This is a genomic window from Pseudomonas sp. R4-39-08 (assembly GCF_003852275.1).
Lineage (GTDB): Bacteria > Pseudomonadota > Gammaproteobacteria > Pseudomonadales > Pseudomonadaceae > Aquipseudomonas.
Window position 1 is genome coordinate 179,878 of sequence record NZ_CP027733.1, and the last position, 22,986, is coordinate 202,863.

Annotated in this window: 13 protein-coding genes; all 13 read left to right on the forward strand. The window is 63.8% G+C overall.

The window, feature by feature from the left end; genetic code table 11:
• Positions 1-11 precede the first annotated feature (11 nt).
• The 13 genes from C4J88_RS00755 to pgaB all read left to right on the forward strand — a co-directional run bounded on the left by C4J88_RS00755 (position 12) and on the right by pgaB (position 22,986).
• Positions 12-7,889 (forward strand): Ig-like domain-containing protein, encoded by a 7,878-nt coding sequence (locus C4J88_RS00755; protein WP_124405951.1) that lies wholly within the window; start codon positions 12-14, stop codon positions 7,887-7,889.
• Between the two features lie 41 nt (positions 7,890-7,930).
• Complete coding sequence (locus tag C4J88_RS00760; RefSeq protein WP_124402635.1) at positions 7,931-9,445, forward strand: TolC family protein; 1,515 nt, start codon at positions 7,931-7,933, stop codon at positions 9,443-9,445.
• The gene (cysC, locus tag C4J88_RS00765; RefSeq protein ID WP_124405952.1) at positions 9,429-10,040 is read left to right on the forward strand and encodes an adenylyl-sulfate kinase; all 612 of its coding nucleotides are present in this window, start codon (positions 9,429-9,431) and stop codon (positions 10,038-10,040) included. The genes C4J88_RS00760 and cysC overlap by 17 nt, the downstream gene beginning before the upstream one ends.
• Positions 10,041-10,049: 9 nt before the next feature.
• Entirely contained in the window at positions 10,050-10,307 is a 258-nt protein-coding gene (locus C4J88_RS00770; RefSeq protein ID WP_124360704.1) for a DUF2789 domain-containing protein, read from the forward strand.
• Between the two features lie 420 nt (positions 10,308-10,727).
• Complete coding sequence (locus C4J88_RS00775) at positions 10,728-11,138, forward strand: MarR family winged helix-turn-helix transcriptional regulator (protein ID WP_124365343.1); 411 nt, start codon at positions 10,728-10,730, stop codon at positions 11,136-11,138.
• Positions 11,135-13,213, forward strand: a complete 2,079-nt coding sequence (locus C4J88_RS00780) for an FUSC family protein (protein ID WP_124405953.1) — start codon at positions 11,135-11,137, stop codon at positions 13,211-13,213. Before C4J88_RS00775 ends, C4J88_RS00780 begins: the two co-directional genes overlap by 4 nt.
• Complete coding sequence (locus C4J88_RS00785; protein WP_003187469.1) at positions 13,210-13,419, forward strand: DUF1656 domain-containing protein; 210 nt, start codon at positions 13,210-13,212, stop codon at positions 13,417-13,419. Before C4J88_RS00780 ends, C4J88_RS00785 begins: the two co-directional genes overlap by 4 nt.
• Entirely contained in the window at positions 13,416-14,306 is an 891-nt protein-coding gene (locus C4J88_RS00790) for an HlyD family secretion protein (RefSeq protein ID WP_124360707.1), read from the forward strand. Before C4J88_RS00785 ends, C4J88_RS00790 begins: the two co-directional genes overlap by 4 nt.
• Positions 14,303-15,745 carry an efflux transporter outer membrane subunit gene (locus C4J88_RS00795; RefSeq protein WP_124365345.1) on the forward strand — a complete coding sequence of 481 codons (1,443 nt, stop codon included), beginning with the start codon at positions 14,303-14,305 and terminating at the stop codon, positions 15,743-15,745. Before C4J88_RS00790 ends, C4J88_RS00795 begins: the two co-directional genes overlap by 4 nt.
• Before the next feature lie 77 nt (positions 15,746-15,822).
• Entirely contained in the window at positions 15,823-16,455 is a 633-nt protein-coding gene (locus C4J88_RS00800; protein ID WP_124365346.1) for an NADH:ubiquinone oxidoreductase subunit N, read from the forward strand.
• Between the two features lie 239 nt (positions 16,456-16,694).
• A complete protein-coding gene (locus C4J88_RS00805; protein ID WP_124405954.1) occupies positions 16,695-18,191 on the forward strand; it encodes a YdgA family protein in 1,497 nt (498 codons plus the stop codon).
• Positions 18,192-18,495: 304 nt separating this feature from the next.
• Entirely contained in the window at positions 18,496-20,976 is a 2,481-nt protein-coding gene (pgaA, locus tag C4J88_RS00810; RefSeq protein WP_124405955.1) for a poly-beta-1,6 N-acetyl-D-glucosamine export porin PgaA, read from the forward strand.
• A gap of 12 nt (positions 20,977-20,988) precedes the next feature.
• Positions 20,989-22,986: a poly-beta-1,6-N-acetyl-D-glucosamine N-deacetylase PgaB gene (gene pgaB, locus C4J88_RS00815; RefSeq protein WP_124405956.1), complete on the forward strand. Its 1,998-nt coding sequence runs from the start codon at positions 20,989-20,991 to the stop codon at positions 22,984-22,986.

Genomic DNA, 22,986 nt, shown 5'->3' on the forward strand with positions numbered 1-22,986 from the left:
GGGTGAGCAGCATGTGGTGGAGCAATCGCAAGTCGCGGGAAACCGAAGCAGTACGGGCACGGGTCTCGCCGATGATCATGCACCTGGAGCCGCGTATGCTGTTCGACGGCGCAGTCGCCGCCACCGTGGCTGAAGCGGCGCAACCCGACAGCCATCCCACCGCTGACGCCGCCAAGCCGCCGACGGCTGACCACCCGAGCGTGAGCAAAGACACCCACGGCCAGGCCGACGCGCCAGCCGTTTCCCCCGTAGCCGTGCCCGGTCAAACCGTGGTGTTCGTGGATGCCCGGGTCAAGGACTCCGCCAGCTTGTTGCAAGGCGTGGCGCCGGGCGCCCAGGTCATCCAGCTGGATGCGAGCAAGGACGGCCTGCAGCAGATTGCCGACTACCTCGACACCCACCAGGGCGTCAGCTCGGTGCAGATCATTGCCCACGGCAACGCGGGCGATCTGTGGCTCGGTACTACCTACCTGTCGGCCGACAACGTCGCGGCCCGCAGCGCGGTGCTGGGGCAAATCGGCAAGGACATGAACGTTGGCGGCGACATCCTGATTTACGGCTGCTACACCGCCGAGGGCGAGCGCGGCCTGAATTTTGTCGATTCCCTGGCGCAGTTGACCGGCCGCGACGTGGCGGCGTCGATCAACCGCACGGGCGTGGGCGGCGACTGGGACCTGGAGATCGCCACCGGCTCCATCGAAAGCGCCAACGTGCTGTCGACCAAAGCCATGAGCGATTACCAGTGGGGCCTGGCGACCTGGACCGCTACCAACAACCTCAACACTGGGGTCGGCTCGCTGCGCGCGGCCATCGCCTCGGCGCAGAACGGCGATATCGTCACGTTCAATGCCGGCCTCTCCGGCTCGACCGTGGCGCTCACGTCCGAGTTGCTGATCAACAAGAACATCACCGTCGATGGCGACCTGGACAACAACGGCACTGCAGATATCACCCTCGATGGCCAGTACCGGTCCCGCGTCGTGGAAATCGCGTCCGGCAGCACGGTAACCCTCGATGGCCTGGTCATCACTAAAGGGCTGGTGGCGGGCAACGGCGGCAACGGCGGCGCGGCAGCGGCGGGCGCGATGGGCGGCGGGATTTTCAACGCGGGCACCCTCACGCTCAACAACGTGACGGTCACCGCCAACGCCGCGTCCGGTGGCGGTGGCGGTGGTGGCGTGACGCCCGCCTATTCCGGCGGCGGTGGCGGCGGCGGCGGGGGTATCGGTGGGGGAAGCGGCGGCCATGGCGGTTCGACCGGCCCAGGCAACCTCACGTATGCCGGGGGCGCCGGCAGCGCCGGCGCTGGCGGCTACGGGGGTGGCTACTCAGTCAACGATATGGGCGGACGCGGCGGCACCAGCACTGGCGGCCTGGGTGGCAATGGCGCGTCCGGCTACAGCCACGGCGGTGACGGCGGATCGGCGACCAACGGCACGCTTTCGATTGGCGGTGGCGGTGGCGGCTCCGGCTGGGACAAGGTCGGCGGCGTCGGCGGCAATGCATCGGGCGGTATCTACAACGCTTCAAGCGGCACCCTGAAAGTGATCGGTGCTTCGGTGATCAGCAACAACATCGCGGCCGGTGGCGGCGGTGGGGGCGGCGGCAGCGGCGGCAAGATCTTCGATGGCGGCGCTGGTGGTCGCGGTGTGGGGGCCATCTGGAACAACGGCGGGACCGTGTTGATCACCGCCGCCAACTTTGCCGCGCTGAGCGGTAACGCCGCGGCCAGCGGGGTGGGCGGCCCCACGAGCGGGGGCACTGCGGGCACCACGCCGAGCGCGCAGCCCTCGATTTACAGCAGTGGCGGCGTGCTCAATACCGCCTATGTCGAGCCCCCGACCGCGACCATCGTGCTGGCCGATAGCGCCCTGAAAATTGGCGATACCTCCCTGGTAACCATCACCTTCAGCCGGGCCGTGAGCGGTTTCACCAATGCCGACCTGGCCATCGCCAATGGCACCTTGACGGCGGTTTCCAGCGCCGACGGCGGCATTACCTGGACGGCGACGTTTACGCCCACCAATGCCATCTCGGACACCACCAACGTTATCTCCCTGGACAACACCGGCGTGGCAGCCATCTCCGACGGCGCAGTCGGCGTCGGCACCACCAATTCCGCCAACTACGTGGTCGACACGCTTCGCCCGACGGCCACGATCGCCATCACCGACACGGCACTCAAAGCCGGCGAAACCACGGCAGTGACCTTTACTTTCAGTGAAGCCGTAAGCGGTTTCACCAACGCTGACCTGACCATCGCCAACGGTACGCTGAGCGCGGTGAGCAGCAGCGACGGCGGTATCACCTGGACGGCGACCTTTACCCCGACCACTGCTATCACCGACGCCACCAACCTGATCACCCTGGACAACACCGGCATTGCCGACCAGGCCGGTAACGCCGGCAGCGGCACCACCGATTCGGCCAACTACGCCATTGATACGGCTCGGCCGACCGCGACCATCGTGGTCGCCGACACCACCTTGAGCATCGGTGAAACCTCGCTGGTGACCATCACTTTCAGTGAAGCGGTGAGCGGTTTCACCAACGCCGACCTGACCCTCGCCAACGGCACGCTTTCGGCCGTCACCAGCGGCGACGGCGGCATCACCTGGACGGCCACGTTCACGCCCACCAACAGCGTTAATGACACCACCAACGTGATTACCCTGAATAACGCCGGGGTCGCAGACGCTGCCGGGAACACGGGGCAGGGCACCACCGATTCGAACAACTTCGTGGTCGACACCACGCGTCCGACCGCCACCCTCGTCGTGGCCGACACCGCGCTGGCCATCGGTGAAACCTCAACGGTCACCATCACGTTCAACAAGGCCGTGAGCGGTTTCACCAACGCGGACCTGGCCGTCGCCAACGGTACGTTGTCGGCCGTCAGCAGCAGCGACGGCGGCATCACCTGGACCGCGACGCTCACCCCGACGGCCAGCATTACCGACACCACCAACCTCATCACCCTGGATAACACCGGGGTCAGTGATGCGAATGGCAACCAGGGCCTCGGCACCACCAGCTCCAACAACTACACCATCGACACCCAGCGCCCTGCTGCGTCCATCGTAATGGCCGACACGGCCCTGAAAATCGGCGACACCTCGTTGGTGACCATCACCTTCAGTGAAGCCGTGACGGGTTTCACCAATGCCGACCTGACGATTGCCAACGGCACATTGACGTCCGTCAGCAGCAGCGACGGGGGGATTACCTGGACGGCGACCTTTACCCCTGCCGCCAGCACCAGCGACACCACCAACCTGATCACCCTGAACAATACCGGCATTGCCGACCAGGCCGGCAACGCCGGCAGCGGCACCACCGACTCGGCCAATTACGCCGTCGATACCCTCCGGCCAACCGCGACCATCGTGGTCGCCGACCCGGTGTTGAGCGCCGGTGAGACCTCGTTGGTGACCATCACCTTCAGTGAGGCCGTCAGCGGTTTCACCAATGCCGACCTGTCGATTGCCAACGGCACGTTGACGGCCGTCAGCAGCAGCGATGGCGGGATCACCTGGACCGCCACCTTCACGCCGACGCTTGGCGTCAACGACGCCACCAACCTGATTACCCTGGCCAATACCGGCGTCGCCGACCTTGCCGGCAACGCCGGGTCCGGCACCACCAACTCGGCCAACTACACGATCGACACCGTACAGCCGACAGCGACCATCGTGGTCGCGGACACCGCGTTGAGCATCGGTGAAACCTCTCTGGTCACCATCACCTTCAGCGAAGCGGTCAGCGGTTTCAGCAACGCCGACCTGGCCATCGCCAACGGTACGCTGAGCGCGGTGAGCAGCAGTGACGGCGGCATCACCTGGACGGCGACGTTCACGCCCACCAGCGCCATTACCGACGCCAGCAACCTGATCACCCTCGACAACAGCGGTGTACAGAACGGCTCGGGCAACGTCGGCAGCGGTACCACTGACTCCAACAACTACGCCATCGACACACAGGCCCCGACTGCGAGCATTGTGCTTGCCGATACCGCCCTCGGCGTCGGCCAGACGTCGCTGGTAACGGTCACCTTCTCCGAGGCAGTCACCGGCTTTACCCTCGCCGACCTGACGGTTGCCAACGGTACCTTGAGCGCCTTGAGCAGCAGCGATGGCGGCATTACCTGGACCGCAACCTTCACGCCGACGGCCGGAATCACCGACACCAGCAACCTGATCACGCTGAACAACACCGGCATCGCCGACCAGGCCGGCAACGTCGGCAGTGGCACCACCGATTCGAACAATTACACCATCGACAGCCAGCGCCCAACGGCCACGATCGTGGTCGCCGACCCAGTGTTGAGCGCCGGTGAGACCTCGCTGGTGACCATCACCTTCAACGAGGCGGTTGCAGGTTTCGACAACAGCGACCTGAGCGTGCCCAACGGCACGCTCTCGGCGGTGAGCAGCACGGACGGCGGCATCACCTGGACGGCAACCTTCACCCCGAACGCCAGCGTGCGCGACACCACCAATCTGGTCACCCTGAACAACGCCGGGGTCGCCGACCTGGCTGGTAATGCCGGTACCGGTATCACCAACTCGGGCAACTTCACCCTCGATACGGTGCAACCGACGGCAACCATCGTGGTCGCGGACACCGCGTTAAGCGTCGGCGAGACCTCACTGGTCACCATCACTTTCAGCGAAGCGGTCAGCGGTTTCAGCAACGCCGACCTGGCCATCGCCAACGGTACGCTGAGCGCGGTGAGCAGCAGCGACGGCGGTATCACCTGGACGGCAACGTTCACGCCGATCAGCAATGTCACCGACACCAGCAACCTGATCACCCTGGACAACAGTGGCGTGCAAAATGGTGCGGGCAACGTCGGCAGTGGCACCACTGACTCCAACAACTACGCCATCGACACACAGGCCCCGACTGCGAGCATTGTGCTTGCCAATACCGCCCTCGGCGTCGGCCAGACGTCGCTGGTAACGGTCACTTTCTCCGAGGCGGTCACGGGCTTTACCCTCGCCGACCTGACGGTTGCCAACGGTACCCTGAGCGCCTTGAGCAGCAACGATGGCGGCATTACCTGGACCGCAACCTTCACGCCGGCGGCCGGAGTCACCGACACCAGCAACCTGATCACGCTGAGCAACACCGGCATCGCCGACCAGGCCGGCAACGTCGGCAGTGGCACTACCGATTCGAACAATTACACCATCGACAGCCAGCGCCCAACGGCCACGATCGTGGTCGCCGACCCAGTGTTGAGCGCCGGTGAGACCTCGCTGGTGACCATCACCTTCAACGAGGCGGTTGCAGGTTTCGACAACAGCGACCTGAGCGTGCCCAACGGCACGCTCTCGGCGGTGAGCAGCGCCGACGGTGGCATCACCTGGACGGCAACCTTCACCCCGAACGCCAGCGTGCGCGACACCACCAATCTGATCACCCTGAACAACGCCGGGGTCGCCGACCTGGCCGGTAATGCGGGCACCGGCATCACCAACTCGGGTAACTTCACCCTCGATACGGTGCAACCGACGGCAACCATCGTTGTCGCTGACACCGCGTTGAGCGTCGGTGAAACCTCACTGGTCACCATCACTTTCAGCGAAGCGGTCAGCGGTTTCAGCAACGCCGACCTGGCCATCGCCAACGGTACGCTGAGCGCGGTGAGCAGCAGCGACGGCGGTGTCACCTGGACGGCAACGTTCACGCCGATCAGCAATGTCACCGACACCAGCAACCTGATCACCCTGGACAACAGTGGCGTGCAAAATGGTGCGGGCAACGTCGGCAGTGGCACCACTAACTCCAACAACTACGCCATCGACACACAGGCCCCGACCGCCAGCATTGTGCTTGCCAATACCGCCCTCGGCGTCGGCCAGACTTCGCTGGTAACGGTCACCTTCTCCGAGTCGGTCACGGGCTTTACCAACGCCGACCTGACGGTTGCCAACGGTACCTTGAGCGCCTTGAGCAGCAGCGATGGCGGCATTACCTGGACCGCAACCTTCACGCCGACGGCCGGAATCACCGACACCAGCAACCTGATCACGCTGAACAACACCGGCATCGCCGACCAGGCCGGCAACGTTGGCAGCGGCACTACCGATTCGAACAACTACACCATCGACAGCCAGCGCCCAACGGCCACGATCGTGGTCGCCGACCCGACCCTGGCCGCCGGGGAAACTTCGCTGGTGACCATCACCTTCAACGAGGCGGTTTCAGGTTTCGACAACAGCGACCTGAGCGTGCCCAACGGCACGCTCTCGGCGCTGAGCAGCACGGACGGCGGCATCACCTGGACGGCGACGTTTACGCCGACCAGCGACATTCACGACACCACCAACCTGATCACGCTGGATAACGCCGGTGTCAGCGACCTGGCAGGCAATGTCGGCAGTGGCGTGACGGGCTCCGGTAACTTCAGCATCGACACGCTGCGGCCGACGGCGACGGTTGTGGTCGACCACGGCGCATTGAAGGTGGGGGAGACCGCCCAAGTCACCATTACCTTCTCCGAGGCAGTCAGTGGCTTGATCACCGGCGACCTGAGCGTGGCCAATGGCACTCTGGGCAACCTGGCCTCCAGCGATGGCGGCGTGACCTGGACCGCGACCCTGACGCCGACGGCCAACATCACCGACACCAGCAATCTGGTCACGCTGAACAACAGCGGCGTGCAGGACGCTGCCGGCAACGCCGGCAGCGGCACCACCGATTCCAACAACTATGCCGTCGACACCCAACGCCCCACCGCGAGTATTTCCGTGGCCAACGGCACCTTGGGCATCGGGCAGACCACCACCGTTACCATCGCCTTCAGCGAAGCAGTGAGCGGCTTTGACCTGTCGGACCTGAGTGTGGCCAATGGGGTGCTGTCCAACCTGGCAAGCCAGGATGGCGGTAAAACCTGGACCGCCCTCCTGACCCCGACAGCAGTGATCAGCGATGCGACCAACCTGATCGTGCTGGATGCGGGTCAGGTCAATGACGCGGCGGGTAATGCCGGCAGCGGCATTGCGATCTCCAACAACTATGCGATCGATGGCGAACGTCCCACCGCGACGATCAGCATCGCCAACCCGAACCTGACGGTGGGCCAGACCACCACCGTGACCTTCACCTTCAGCGAGAAAGTCAGTGGCTTCGACCTTGATGACCTGAGCGTGGCCAACGGCAGCTTGTCCAACCTGGCTACCAGCGATGGCGGCCGGACCTGGACGGCCACTTTGACCCCGGCAGCCAACCTCAACGACCCGAGCAACTTCATCACCCTCGATACCGGGCTGGTGAATGACCTGTCGGGCAATACGGGCAGCGGTTTTGCCAACTCCAACAACTTCTCGATCAATACCGTTACGTTGACCGGCGATCCGCTGTTTCGCGTCACCGAGCTTGCACCGCCGCAGGCTGCGACGAACATGCCATTGCAGCCGGTTATCTTCGGCCAGCCGACCGGCAATCTCGGCTCACTCATCGGCTTCTCGCCGTTGTTTGCACCGCGCGAAATAGGCGCGGGTTTGCCGCCCCTGGGCAGTATCTTCATTCAAAACGGTGCGTCGGCGCCGAGCTTTATCGCCCAGGTTTTCAGCACTAACGACGCCGGTGACGGCAGCGGCAAGGGCTTTCTCGGCTTTGGCGGCGGCGATGGCGGGGTGTTTGGTTCAAGCTCCTTGTCGAGTCTGTTCAACCGTGAAACCGGCGGCGACGACAGCGGCCTCAAGGCGTTCGACAGCAAGTCGATCAAGGGCCAGTCCGACCCGGCCCACGGGTTGCGTGGCGTATTTGGCGCGCCGACCCTCGGCCAGCAATTGCAGCATCTCAAGGACACCGAACAACGCCAGGTGATTGACCTGGCGCATGCACTGCAACAGGTCGGCATCAGCGAAATGCAGGCTTGAACATACTTAACTCAAGACGCAGGAACAGGGGCGCTCCAAGGATGAAAACAGGTCATAAGTTGTTCGGCGCCAGCTTGCTGGCGCTGGCGATCAGCGGTTGTGCGGTCACCAGCGAGCCGATTGAACGCAGTGTCAGTGAGCAGCGAGCCCGCAGCGATCTGCAAGGCATGTACAAGGACCAGGAGCCGCTGAGCGGCCCGCTCACGTTGCACCAGGCCATGGCCCGTGCGGTGAAGTACAACCTCGAAGGCCGCTTGAAGATCATGGAAGAAGCCCTGGCCATGCGTCAGTCCGACCTTTCCAGCTTCGACATGCTGCCGCGCATGGCCCTGTCCGCGGGCTACGCCGGGCGCAACAACACCAACGCCTCCAGCAGCCAGAGCGTGCTCAGTGGCAACCAGTCGCTGGAACCGTCCACCTCCCAGGACCGCGACCGCCGCGTGGCGGACCTGACCATGGTGTGGAACGTTCTCGACTTTGGTGTGAGCTACATCAGCGCCAAGCAGCAGGGCGACCAGCGTCTGATCATCCAGGAACGTCGGCGCAAGGTGATCAACACCATCGTGCAGGACGTGCGCTCGGCCTATTGGCGCGCCGTGGCGGCTGAACGCTTGCTGACCCAGATCGACAGCCTGATGGCGCGGGTCAACCAGGCCCAGACCAATAGCCAGAGCATGAGCGAGCAGCGCATCGGCGACCCGGTGCAGGCCCTCGGTTACCAGCGCTCGCTGATCGAAGCCACGCGCCAGTTGCAGGAACAGCGCCGCGCGCTGTCCCTGGCCAAGACCGAACTGGCTACCCTGATCAACCTGCCCATGGGCACCGACCTCAAGCTGGTAACGCCCGATGACTACAGCGTGCCGCAACTGAAGGTCAAGCTGGCCAGCCTGGAGCAGGAAGCCCTGGCCAACCGCCCTGAACTGCGCGAGCAGGACTACCAGACCCGCATCAGCGCCGCCGAAACCCGCAAAGCGATGCTGCGCCTGCTGCCGGGCCTGGAGTTTTCGGCCGGAGGCCATTACGACAGCAACTCGTTTCTGGTCGACAACCGCTGGGCCGACTACGGCGCGAAGATCACCTGGAACCTGTTCAACGTGATCTCCGCGCCGGCCGCCATTGACGTCGCCAAGGCCGGTGAAAACGTCGCGACAGCCCGGCGCCAGGCGATGTCCATTGCGGTGCTGGCCCAGGTCTACGTGGCCAACGCCAATTACCAGGAAGCCGTGCGCCAGTTCAAGACCAGCGAACAACTGGCCAGCATCGACGGGCAAATCCTCACCCAGTTGCGCAACCGCCATGAGGCCGCCGGGTTAGGTGAGCTCGACTTGATCCAGGGCGAACTCAACACCCTGCAAGCCGACCTGCGCCGCGACCTGGCCTACGCCGACCTGCGCAACGCCTATGGCCAGATCTTCGCCAGCGCCGGGCTCGACCCGTTGCCCGAAGAGCTGGACTCGGACCGCGTGCAGTCCATCGCCACGGCGTTGGCTGGCCGCGAATCAGCGTGGGCTGCCGGCAATATCACCACGCCGGTGCCACGTGCCGTCGCCAAATAACCTGGTGGCGCCGACGGCGAGCGTCACTCGCCGTCAACGCGAAGCGCGCAATGGGCATTGCGGCGTGGCGATCCTGCTCACCGGTTTGCCTGCCTCGGGCAAATCCACCCTGGCCCAGGGGCTGCAAGCGGCGCTGTTCGAACAGGGCCGACAGAGCCTGGTACTCGACGGCGACGCCTTGCGCGGTGGCCTCAATAAAGACCTGGGTTTTGCCGACGGCGATCGCCTGGAAAACATCCGCCGCGCCAGCGAACTCGCGGCATTGCTGGTGGAAAACGGGCACATCGTGATCCTGGCGCTGATCGCGCCGCTGGTTGAGCTGCGCGCGGTGTTTGCCGAGCGCCTGGGCGCCGATTATCGCGAAGTATGGTGCAGCGCCTCACTGGCGGTGTGCGAAGGCCGCGACCCCAAGGGTCACTACGCCCGGGCGCGAAGGGGAGAACTGCCGGGGTTCACCGGCATCGGCTCGCCTTACGAGCCACCGCCCCATGCGTCGCTGGTGCTGGATACCGGCGTGCTTTCGGCACAGCAGTGCGTCGAGCGGTTGCTGGCGTGGCTGGGGCCTGGGCTAGACTCTGGGAAATCGTCTTCTTAGGAGCCCGCCATGGAATCGCCTGTGCATAGCTTGTCGTCACTGTTCAAACAGCTTGGATTAGCGGATGACCCGGTGAGCATTGAGCAATTTGTGGCGGTTCATTCACCGCTCAAGCCGGAACTGAAACTGGCGGATGCGTTTTTCTGGACCGATAGCCAAAGAGCGTTTTTGCGTGAGGAGATTCTGGAAGATGCGGATTGGGCGGTGGTGGTGGATGAGTTGAATGTGATGTTGCGGGGCGGGCGAGATGTGCAAAAAAATGTGTGAAAAGGCCAAAACTTGAAAAAAATGGTGAGGGTTGAAAAAAACCGAGCTTTAGTCGGCTAGGTGAACTTTTTTTGAGAATGTGGGAGGGGGCTTGCCCTAATGCCAGTCAGTTAAGGCTTTTTGTAGGAGCGAGCTTGCTCGCGAAGAACTCAAGGCCCCCTCGTTCATCCAGAATGAACGCGTTGTCTGGGCGTTTTTCGCGAGCAAGCTCGCTCCTACAGTGAAGCCCTTTCGCTTAACTGACTGGCATTAGGGCTTGCCCCCTCCCACATTTGCCCTGCGGGGTTGCCGCCAAGTCGCTCCACTCATCCGCGAAATTGTTTCCAAACTTGACGGGCGCGCATCGATCCACCATATTGATAGTTAGCAAACTAACTGTATGCGAACTATCCAGTGCCTCAATCTCTCGAACAACTCCAGATGAACCTCAGCAGCAGCATGGTGGTAGGCGCCCGTCACTGGCGCAAAATCTGCCAGACCACGCTGGTGAGCTATGGCATCTCTGAAGCCTGCGCCGTGCCGCTGTTGATGATCGGTCGCCTGGGTGACGGCGTGCATCAGGTCAAAGTGGCCCAGGCGTCGGGGATGGAAAGCCCGTCGCTGGTGCGCCTGCTCGACCGGCTGTGCCACGACGGCTATGTGTGCCGTACCGAAGACATCCACGACCGCCGCGCCAAGGCCCTGAGCCTGACCGCGCGTGGCCGCGAGTTGGTGCAGGCGGTCGAGGCGCAACTGGTGCGCCTGCGCCGCGAAGTGCTGGCGGACATTACGACCACCGATATGCAAGCCGCGCTGCGTGTACTGCGGGCCTTTGAGGCGGCGACGCCTTGAACGGATTCTTGACCGGCTTTCCGCCCGCTCGCGACTGGTTCTACGGGGTGCGTACCTTCGCCGCCTCGATGATCGCCCTGTACATCGCCATGCTCATGCAAATGCCGCGTCCCTATTGGGCGATGGCCACGGTGTATATCGTCTCCAGCCCGTTTGTCGGGCCTACCAGTTCCAAGGCGTTGTACCGCGCTATCGGCACCTTGATGGGCGCGGCGGCGGCGGTGTTTTTTGTGCCGATGTTCGTGCAGTCGCCTTACATCCTGGTGGTGGTGATCGCGTTGTGGACCGGGACCTTGCTGTTTCTCTCCCTGCACCTGCGCACCGCCAACAACTACGCGCTGATGCTGGCCGGCTACACCTTGCCGCTGATTGCCCTGCCGGTAGTGGATAACCCGCTGGCGGTGTGGGATGTGGCTGAGGCGCGCACTGAGGAAATCTTCCTCGGCATCGCCGTGGCGGCGGTGGTGGGCGCAATGTTCTGGCCGCGTCGCCTGATGCCTGTGTTCGATGGCTCCGTGGCCAAGTGGTTTACCGACGCCCAGGTCTACAGCCAACGTTTTCTCACCCGCGATGTTGACCCGGAAGCCGTCAGCACCCTGCGCGGTGGCATGGTCGCGACCTTCAACACCCTCGAATTGATGATCGGCCAGTTGCCCCACGAAGGCGCGCGGCCGCAGACGGTGCGCAACACCAAGGAACTGCGCGGGCGCATGATTCACCTGTTACCGGTGATCGACGCCCTGGACGATGCGGTGTACGCCATCGAACATCGCGCCCCCGAGTTTCTCGCTCAGCTCACGCCGTTGCTCCAGGAGGCCGACGCCTGGCTGCAAAGCACCACCCAAACAGCTCCCCTTGAACGTTGGCGCGTGCTGCGCGACCAGATCGACGCCGCGCAACCCCAAGGCGAAGCGCTGGACGACCGCCACACGTTGCTGTTCTCCAACGCTCTGTACCGCCTCGGCGAATGGGTCGACCTGTGGCAAGACTGCCGCAGCCTGCAAGCCGCCATCCAGTGCGAAAGCCAGGACACCTGGCGCGCCGTATACCGTCACTGGCGCCTGGGCCGGCTCACGCCGTTCCTCGACCGGGGCCTGATGTTCTACTCGGCGTTTTCCACTGTCAGCGCGATCATCGTCGCCTCGGTGCTGTGGATTCTGCTGGGTTGGACCGACGGCGGCAGCGCAGTGATCCTGGCCGCCGTCGCCTGCAGCTTTTTCGCCTCGATGGACGACCCCGCACCGCAGATCTACCGGTTCTTTTTCTGGACCGCCATGTCGGTGCTGCTCGCCAGCCTGTACCTGTTCCTGGTGCTGCCCAACCTGCACGATTTCCCGATGCTGGTGCTGGCGTTCGCCGTGCCGTTCATCTGCATCGGCACCCTCACCGTGCAGCCACGCTTTTACCTGGGCATGCTGCTGACGCTGGTCAACACCTCATCGTTCATCAGCATCCAGGGCGCCTATGACGCGGACTTTCTCAACTTCGCCAACGTCAACCTGGCCGGTCCCGTAGGCCTGCTGTTTGCCTTTATCTGGACCCTGATCGCGCGGCCCTTCGGCGCGGAACTGGCGGCCAAGCGCCTGACCCGTTTCAGCTGGCGCGATATCGTCAGCCTTACCGAACCTGCGACCCTGGCCGAACACCGGCACATGGCCGCGCAAGTGCTCGACCGCCTGATGCAGCACCTGCCGCGCCTGGCCCTTACCGGCCAGGACACCGGCACCGCGCTGCGCGACCTGCGCGTGGCGCTGAACCTGCTCGATCTGCTCGCCTACTCGCCACGCATCCTCGGCGTGCCACGCGTGCTGCTCAATCAGGTGGTGGAAGGCGTGGGCGGTTATTTCAAGGCGTGCCTCAAGGCCGGTGAACGCTTGCCCGCGCCCAGCGGTCTGCTGATGACCCTGGACCGCACACGCCGCGCCCTCAACGGCCAAGGCCTGCAAGACGACGGCGACACGCGCCTGCACCTGCTGCATGCCCTGGCCGGCCTGCGCCTGGCGCTGTTGCCTGGCGTGGAGTTCATTGGCGGCACGGAAATGGAAGCGCCGCTACCCGATGGAGCGCCTTTATGATCGGTGACCTGGATATCAGCGGCGTATTCCTGCCCACGCTGCTAGTGCTGATGGGCATTACCTATGTGTTGTTTCTGGTGGTGCACGGGCTGTTGACGCGCATGCACTTCTATCGCCTGGTCTGGCACCGGGCATTGTTCAATGTGGGGCTCTACGCGCTGTTGCTGGGCGCGGTGGACTCACTCAGTCGATATTTGATGACATGAAAAAACCTTTTTTGACCATCGGCCGTGTAGTCCTGACGCTGTTGATCGTGAGTTTCGCGGTCGTCGTCGTGTGGCGCATGGTCATGTACTACATGTTTGCGCCCTGGACCCGCGACGGGCACATCCGCGCCGACATCGTGCAGATCGCCCCGGACGTGTCCGGGCTGATCCAGCGGGTGGACGTGCGCGACAACCAACTGGTGACCAAGGGCCAGGTGCTGTTTGCCGTCGACCAGGACCGCTTCAAGCTGGCCCTGCGCCAGGCCCAGGCCGCCGTGGCTGATCGCCAGGAAACCCTGGCGCAGGCCCAGCGCGAGTACAAGCGTAACCGTGGCCTTGGCAACCTGGTGCCCAGCGAGCAACTGGAAGAAAGCCAGTCCCGCGTGGCCCGTGCCCAATCGGCGCTGGCCGAGGCGCAAGTGACGGTGGATTCCGCCCAGCTCAACCTCGACCGTTCGGTGATCCGAAGCCCCGTGGACGGCTATGTCAACGACCGCGCGCCGCGCACCCAGGAATTCGTCACCGCCGGGCGGCCAGTGCTGTCGGTAGTGGACAGCAATTCCTTCCATATCGACGGCTACTTCGAAGAGACCAAGCTCGACGGCATCCACGTCGGCATGGGCGTGGATATCCGCGTGATCGGTGACAACGCCCGCCTGCATGGGCATGTGCAGAGCATCGTCGCCGGTATCGAAGACCGCGACCGCAGCAGCGGCTCCAACCTGCTGCCCAACGTCAACCCGGCGTTCAGCTGGGTGCGCCTGGCCCAGCGGATTCCCGTGCGTATTGCCTTTGATGACGTGCCACCGGACTTTCGCATGATCGCCGGGCGTACGGCGACGGTGTCGATCATCGATGACAAGGCCAAAGCCGGAGACCAGCCATGAAGCAACTGCTGGCCACCGCTGCGCTGGGGGTGTTGCTGTCGGCCTGCCAGGCGGTCGGCCCGGATTACAAACTGCCGGACACCGCTGCCGTCAACCGTGGCGACCTGCAAGGCGCTATCGCGGGGGAGGGCAATAACGTGGTGTCCGCGCCCGTGCCGACGGACTGGTGGAAACTCTACAAAGATCCGCGCCTGGATGAGTTGGTGCGCCAGGCCATGGCTTCCAACACCGACTTGCGCGTGGCGGCCGCCAATTTGCAACGCGCGCGCTATCAGACCCAGCAGGCCGAATCCGCAGGCGGCTGGAGCGCCGGTGCCAAGGCCGAAGCCCAGCGGTTGCAGGAGTCCGGCGAAGCCTTCTTGCTGGAAGACAAAGTCCCGGTGGGCAATATCGGCAGTGTCGGCATCACCACCTCGTATCAATTTGACCTGTTCGGCACCCTGCAGCGTGGCATCGAAAGTGCCCAGGCCAGCGCCGATGCGACCCAGGCGGCCGCCGATATCGCGCGCATTACCCTGGTGGCCGATGTGGTGCGTTCCTACACCCAGGTCTGCGCCGCCAACGAAGAGTTGGCGATTGCCAACGAATCCCTCGACCTGCAAGCGCAAAGCACCCAGCTCACCCAACGCCTGCGCGACGCCGGGCGTGGTGATGAAACCCAGGTGACGCGCTCGCAAACCCAGTACAAATCCCTGCGCGCCGATATGCCGCGCTACGAAGCCGCGCGCCAGGCGGGGCTGTTCCGGCTGTCGATGCTGCTGGCCAAACCGCTCGAGCAACTGCCGGCCGGCACCGCCAGTTGCGCCGAGCTGCCGCACATCGCGCAGTTGTTGCCGGTGGGCGATGGCGCGGCCCTGCTCAAGCGCCGCCCGGATGTACGCCAGGCCGAACGTCAACTGGCCGCTGCCACCGCACGCATCGGCGTGGCCACCGGCGCCTTGTACCCGGACATCGCCATTGGCGCCACGGTGGGCACGGTGGGCCTGCTCGATAACCTCGGCCAGCCGGCGACCAATCGCTGGGGCTTTGGCCCGATGATCAGCTGGACAGTGCCGACCAATGGCGCCCGCGCCCGTATCCACGAAGCCGAAGCCGCGACCCAGGGCGCCCTGGCGCATTTCGACGGGGTGGTGCTCAACGCGATCCGCGAAACCCAGACCGGCCTGGCGCAGTACACCGCCATGTTGCAGCGCCGTGAGGCGCTGGCCGACGCCGAACGTTCGGCACGTGAAGCGGCAGACCAGACCCACCGCTTCTTCCAGGCCGGGCGCGAGTCGTTCCTCGCCGACCTGCAAGCGACCCGCACCTACACCACCATGCGCGCGCAACTGGCGGCGGCCAACACCCAGGTTGCGATGAGCCAGATCGACCTGTTCCTGGCCCTGGGCGGCGGCTGGGAAAGCGGACGAACGCAAGGGGTAAAACCCGGCAATCCGTGAGGTGATGGCTATGCTGTGTCTAAGGGGCGTAACGCCTCGCCTGACACTGCTCGCGTTTGCTCATGGGGATTCCAATAATGAAAAACCCTTATGCTCCCGCTTTCTGGTGCGTGCTCTTCGCACTGGTGCTGTTATCGGCCGCGTATTTCTACGGGGTCATGCTCGCCCACCAGCTCGACAAGGCCATGGTGTTTCTCGACAGCGCCTGCCTGGTCATCGGCACCTTGTCCATCGGCGTGGTGGCCTGGGCGTCCTATCAAAACCAGCGGGTGAAGCGAAAACTGCTCGAGCAAGGCAAGACCCGCGTAACGATCTGGGACACCAAGGTTGCCCTGCGCCGTGTCGAAACCGTGTTCGACCGCTATTTCTGGGGCAGCTACTGGCAACCCGGGCGCACCTTCCAGGAAGTCATGGGCGACCTCACCGGCACGCCCCTGGAAAAAAGCCTCGAAGTCCTCAAGAAACAGTGCGTGGTGCTCGACCGGCAGGTCGCGGATGGCAGGCACTGGCTCAATAATGCGCGGGAATTGTCCGATGTCGCCACGCAGATGGCCCGTGAACGCTACCAACTGGACTTCTGTGACCCCAAGACCGACACCCCCGGCAATGCGGTCATACACCGCGAGTTTGAGGTGCTGGTCTACACCTGGACGGCGCGCTTGAAGAGTTTCGATCACCAGTTGGATGAAATTGAACTGGAGTACTCCTGAACTCCTGCTGAACTGATCCCTCTGAAAGGCTGGGCCGTTTGCGGCCGCCAGTGCTAATCTTCCCCAGCCTTTCGGCCATACGGGCCAGTACTGTAGGAGCGAGCTTGCTCGCGAAAAACGTCAACGATAACGCGTGCATTCTGAATGAACGCGGTGCCTGTGCGTTCTTCGCGAGCAAGCTCGCTCCTACAGTTCAAGGAAGACAGCCCACTTCTCACAGGATTTGATCAGGTCACTTCATGAATAAGCCAGCAGTCGTTCTTTTGGGTTTCGTTGTCGCCGTTGGCGTCGTCAGTGCAGGCGGCGCCTGGTACACCGGTAAACAACTGGAGCCGGTCCTGCAAACCGCGATCCAGAACGCCAACAAGGAACTGCAGACCTCCATGGCCGGCGTCGACGGCAGCGTGTCCCTGGAACTGGTGTCCCTGGACCGCGGCGTGTTCAGCAGCACCGCCCACTACCGCCTCAAGGGCCAGGGCAGTGTGTTCGGCGAGCAAAACCCGAACCCTGAGCTGCTGTTCGTCGACCATATCGAACACGGCCCGTTGCCGTTCTCGCGCCTGGTCAGCCTGAAGTGGCTGCCAGTGATGGCCACCAGTCACTACGCACTGGAAAAGAACGCCACCACCGAACAATGGTTCGCCGCCAGCAAAGACGTGTCGCCGCTTAAAGGCGTGGCCAATATCGGTTACAGCCGTTCGGTCAGCGGCAACGTCGAACTGCTGCCCCTGGAATTCAAGGACGACAAGTCCTCGGTGAGCTTCTCCGGCGCCAACCTCGACTTCGACAGCAGCGCCGAAGGCCAGAAGGTCAAGGCCGACGGCTACATGAACAGCCTCAAGATCGCGGCGGTCGATGCCAACGGCGACGCGTTCGAAGCCGAACTGGCCGGCCTGACCGTCGCCAGCAACCTGGCCAAATCCACCTTCGGGTTCTACACCGGCCAGAACACCATCGAACTGACCGACACCAAGGTTACCTTCGGCCCGCAGAAAGCCGTGCTGACCCTCAAGGGCTTCGAGCAGAAAGACTCCAGCGAAACCAAGGACAACAACCTGGCCGGCCGCGTCGACTACAAGATCGACGAGATCGGTTACCAGGGTAAGCCGGTGGGCTCGGCCGCCATGGCCGTCAGCATGAAAAACGTCGATATCCCGGCGATGCTGGTGCTGACCAAGCTCTATCAGGACAAGATGCAGCCGGTGCAAGCCGCCGCTGCTGCCGGCCAACCCGCGCCGGAGCTGCAACTGACCGAAGCCGAGCAGACCCTGGCCGAAGCCAACGTCAACCAGGTGCTGGCCGCCAAGCCGCAACTGGCCGTGGAAAACCTGTCGCTGAAAACCACCCATGGCGAAAGCAAGTTCAGCCTGGTGCTGGACCTGGCCAAGCCGGCCTCCATGGAACTGCCGCCGGTTGAACTGGGCAAGCAGATGATCTCGCTGCTGGACGCCAACCTGATCCTGTCCAAGCCGATGATCGGCGACGTGGCCGCGCTGCAGGCGCAGGTCGGCGGCGTGACCGACCCGAAAGCCATCGAACAGCAATCGCAGATGGCGGCCGATATGGTCAGCGGCATGGCCGTGGGTACTCAACTGGCAACCCTGGAAGGTACCGATGTGGTGTCCAAGCTGCACTACGCCAACAACGAAGTGACCTTCAATGGCCAGAAGATGACGGTTGAGCAGTTCATCAGCTTCGTGATGTCCAAGGCCGGCGCAATGAGCGGCGCGCAGTAAGCAAGTCAGAAATGCGGTAAAAATGTGGGAGGGGGCTTGCCCCCGATAGCGGTGGGTCAGTTAAAAATTTACTGACTGACACTCCGCCATCGGGAGCAAGCCCCCTCCCACATTTTGTTTTGTGTTCGGCAAGAAATCGCTTTCAGCCAATTCTGAACAATTGTTCTGAATTACCCTTGGCCTCGCCTGGCTGAGGGATAGTTCCCATAGGAAAGCTAGGTCGGGTCCCGAGACGCCGACACCCTGATGCACATCGCTCAGGATCACCCATCGTTGCAGCTTTCCTTGTAAGGAAGCTGACGCCATGTTGCCAATCCATTCACTCAGTGCATCAGGCCGGTTGCGGTTGCTCATCGGAGCAGCCCTGTGCAGCCAATTGCTGATGCCCGCCTACGCCGTGGCCGACCCTGCCTATGACGCGCTGATCATCCAGGCCCGCAACGGCCACTTCACGCCGGCCCTGACTCAACTGCGCCAACTGTCCGCCGAACGTCAAACCCCTGGGCAGGTCAGCGATCACCTGGTGATCGCAGGTTGGGCCGGGCAGGACGCCGAAGTGCTGAAGGTGTATGAAGCCCAGGGCAAAAATCGCAACCTGACCAGCCAGGCGCTGGCCACCGTGGCGCGCACCTATCGCAATCAAAAACAGTGGGCCCAGGCCGAGACGGTCTATCGCCAGGCGCTGGTGCGTGAACCAAACAATATCGACCTGCAACTGGGCCTGGCGCTCACCCAGGCCGATGGCGGCAAAGCTACCGAGGCGGTGCAACGCTTGCGCGCGCTGGTGGCCGCGCAGCCGAATGACCCCAACCGTCGCATGGCCCTGGGCTATGCGCTGAGCCGCGCCGGCTTGAACTACGACGCACTGTTTGAATTCGACCAGGCGTTTATACGCGCCGGCGACAAACCCGACGTGGCCCGTGAATACATCGTCGCCCTGCAAAAGGCCCGGCTGCCGGAAGCCGCGCTGCGCCTGTCGGCCAAACGCCCAGGGCTGGTGGATGCGGTGACCCAGCGCCGTCTGGAAGGCGACCTCGCCGCCGAGCGCGTGCGCATCGCCGAGTTCGCCACGCGCACCGAAAAAGAACGCTACGTGGTGGCCGACCGCGCGCACAATGACTACGACCGGCTGATTGCCCGCTGGGCCCCGGACGCCAGCGCCCATGACGACGTGGTGCGCTGGCGCATCGACCGCCTGGGCGCGCTGAAGGCCAGGGCGCGTACCGCTGAAGTGATCCGCGAATACCAGACCCTCACCGGCGAAGGCGTGCAGTTGCCCACTTACGCGTTGCGTTGGGTTGCCGCGTCGTACCTCGACCAGCGCCAGCCGGAACAAGCCGAACCGCTGTACCGCCAGGTGTTGAGCGCACCGGATGCCGACGCCAGTTACCGCGTCGACGACAGCACCGCGTTGTTCTACGCGTTGCTCGAAAGCGACAAGATCGAGGACGCCCGCCAGGTCGCCAACACCCTGGCCAAAGAACAGAACCCCCGCGTCGAACTCAAGGGCCTGCCGATTGGCAACCCCAACGACAACTGGATGGACGCGCAACAACTGGCCGCCCAGGCCGGCACCTTCGGCGGCGACCTGCCGGGCAGCGAAGCCAGCCTGGAAGCCCTGGTGGCCAAGGCGCCGGGCAACGTCGGCCTGCGCCTGGCCCAGGCCGACATGTACCGCGCCCGTGACTGGCCGCGCCGCGCCGAAGGCACCCTCAAGGAAACCGAAGCCCAGGCCCCACGCGACATCGGCCTGGAAGTTTCCCAGGCCTACACCGCCATGGACCTGCAGGAGTGGCGCCAGATGGACGCCCTCACCGACGACGTGGTTGCGCGCAACCCGGACAACCGCCAAGTGCAACGCCTGCGCCGCCTGCGCGATGTACATGACATGGCCGAACTGCGCGTCGAGGCCTACACCGGCAAAAGCTATGGCGGGGGCAATGACAACGACGCCGGTGCCGTGGCCGGTAGCCGTGACTGGGGCATTGAAAGCGTGATCTACACGCCGCCCATCGACGAAGACTGGCGCCTGTTCGCCGGTGCCGGCTACGCCACCGCCGACTTCAGCGAAGGCACCGGCCAGCACCGTTGGCAGCGCGTTGGCGTGGAGCGGCGTACCCGCGACATGACCATTGAGGCCGAAGTGTCCAACCATTCCTACGGCGATGGCTCCAAGCAAGGCGCGGCAGTGTCGATTGCCCGCGACATCAACGACCACTGGCAGTACGGCGGCAGCGTCGGCTACCTGCTCACCACCACGCCATTGCGCGCCTTGAACGACGGCGTCACCGCCAATGGCGGCAGTGGGTTTATCCGCTGGCGCGCCAATGAAAGCCGCGAGTGGAAACTGACCCTCAGCCCGTCGCACTTCAGTGACGGCAACGACCGCTTCGAAGCGCTGCTCAGCGGCCGCGAAGGCCTCTACAGCTCGCCCCATGTGCAAGTCGACCTGGGCCTGGAAGTGGGTGCCAGCCGCAACAGCAAGGAAGACACCGCGTACTTCAACCCGAAGTCGGACTTCACGGTGTTACCGATGATCAACGTCAATCACGTGCTCTATCACCGCTACGAGACCCAGTGGAGCCAGCAGTTCCAGATCGGTGCGGGCACCTACAGCCAGCGCGACTACTCCACCGGCGGCATCGGCCTTATCGGTTACGGCCAACGCTTTCGCTGGAACGACGTATTGGAAATGGGCGCCAACCTCAGCCTGATCAGCCGACCTTATGACGGTGATCGCGAACGCGATCTGCGCCTGCTCGTCGACCTCACTTACCGTTTCTAGAAGAGCCTGACCATGACCGTCCTCAGCCGTTGCTTGTTGGTCCTGGGTGTAATGCTGGCCGCCGCCTGCGCCCAGCAACCCGCGCCCTACACCCCACCCGCGCAGCGGCCAACAGCGCCGAACGAAGCGCCTTGGCCGAAAAACCATTTCCTGGGCATTGCCTACCACGACGTCAATGATCGCGACCCCGACCAGACGGTGGTGGCGGTGCGTACCGAACGCTTGATCGAGCAACTGTCGTGGCTGCGGGAGAATGGCTACCAGGCGGTCAGCGTCGACCAGATACTGGCGGCGCGCAACGGTGGCCCTGAACTGCCGCCCAAGGCCGTGATGCTCAGCTTCGACGACGGTTATACGAGCTTCTACACCCGCGTGATGCCGATTCTGCGCGCCTACCACTGGCCGGCCGTGCTGGCGCCGGTGGGCTACTGGATCGATACGCCGCTGAACAAGCCGGTGGACTTCGCCGGCTCACCGCGACCGCGTGGCGAATTCCTCACCTGGCAGCAGATTCGTGAAGTGTCCCAGTCGGGCCTGGTGGAAATCGCCGCGCACACCGACGCCAGCCACACCGGGATTCTGGCCAACCCCCAGGGCAACCTGGAGCCGGCGGCGACCTCGTTGCGCTACGACCCGGCGACCCAACGCTATGAAACCCAAGCGCAATTCCAGGCGCGGATGCGGGCCGATGTGGCGGCCATCACGCAGAAAATCCGCAGCGTGACCGGCAAGGCGCCACGGGTGTGGGTGTGGCCGTACGGCGCGGCCAAAGGCACGTCCCTGGCGGTGGTCAGCGAGCAGGGCTACCAGATGGCCCTGACCCTGGAAGACGGCCTCGACAGCCCCGGCAACCTGATGAACAGCCCACGCTTCCTGGTGGCCTCCGACCCGGACGGCGAGCACTTCGCCAACAGCATCGTCGCGGCGCAGACCCCGGCGCCGCTGCGCGTATTGCACGTGGACCTGGACAACGTCTACGACCCCGACCCGGCCCAGCAGGCGCGCAATCTCGACGTACTGGTCCAGCGGGTAGTGGACATGGGCGTCGGCACGGTATTCCTGCAGGCCTTCGCCGACCCCAAGGGTGACGGCCTGGTGCATTCGCTGTATTTCCCCAACCGTCATCTGCCGGTGCGCGCCGACTTGTTCAACCGCGTCGCCTGGCAACTGCACACCCGCGCCCATGCTGCGGTGTATGCGTGGATGCCGGTGCTCAGTTTCGCCCTCGACCCCAAGCTGCCCCGCGTGACTCGCTGGGACCCGCAAAGCGGCAAGCTGGGCGCCGATCCTGATCAGTACAAACGCCTGTCGCCGTTCGACCCGCAGGTGCGCAAAATCATCGGCGAGATCTACGAAGACCTCGCCCGCAACAGCGCCATCGACGGTGTGCTGTACCACGACGACGCCGTGCTCTCGGACTTCGAAGACGCCAGCCCCGCCGCGCTCAAGGCTTATGCGGCCAATGGCTTGCCGAGCAGCATCGCCGCTTTGCGCGCAGACCCGGCAACGCTGCAACGCTGGACCCGCTTCAAAAGCCGCTACCTGATCGATTTCACCCAGGAGCTGACCACCAAGGTGCGCGCCATCGCTGGGCCGCAGGTGCTGACCGCGCGCAATATCTTCGCCGAGCCGATGCTGAACCCGGCCAGCGAAGCCTGGTTCGCGCAGAACCTCGATGACTTCCTGCAGGCCTACGACTGGACCGCGCCGATGGCCATGCCGCTGATGGAAGGCCAGTCGCTGGAGAACTCCAACGCCTGGCTGGAAAAACTGGTCGCCACCGTCAAGGCCCGCCCCGGTGCGCTGGAGCGCACCGTGTTCGAACTGCAAGCCAAGGACTGGCGTACCCAGCAAGCGCCCGATATCAACGCTGTGCAAATGGCCGAATGGATGGGTGTGCTCAAACGCCAGGGGGTCAAGAGCTTTGGCTACTACCCGGACAACTTCCTGGAAAACTCGCCGGACCTGAAGACCGTACGCCCGGCCCTTTCCAACCAGTGGAACCCTTGA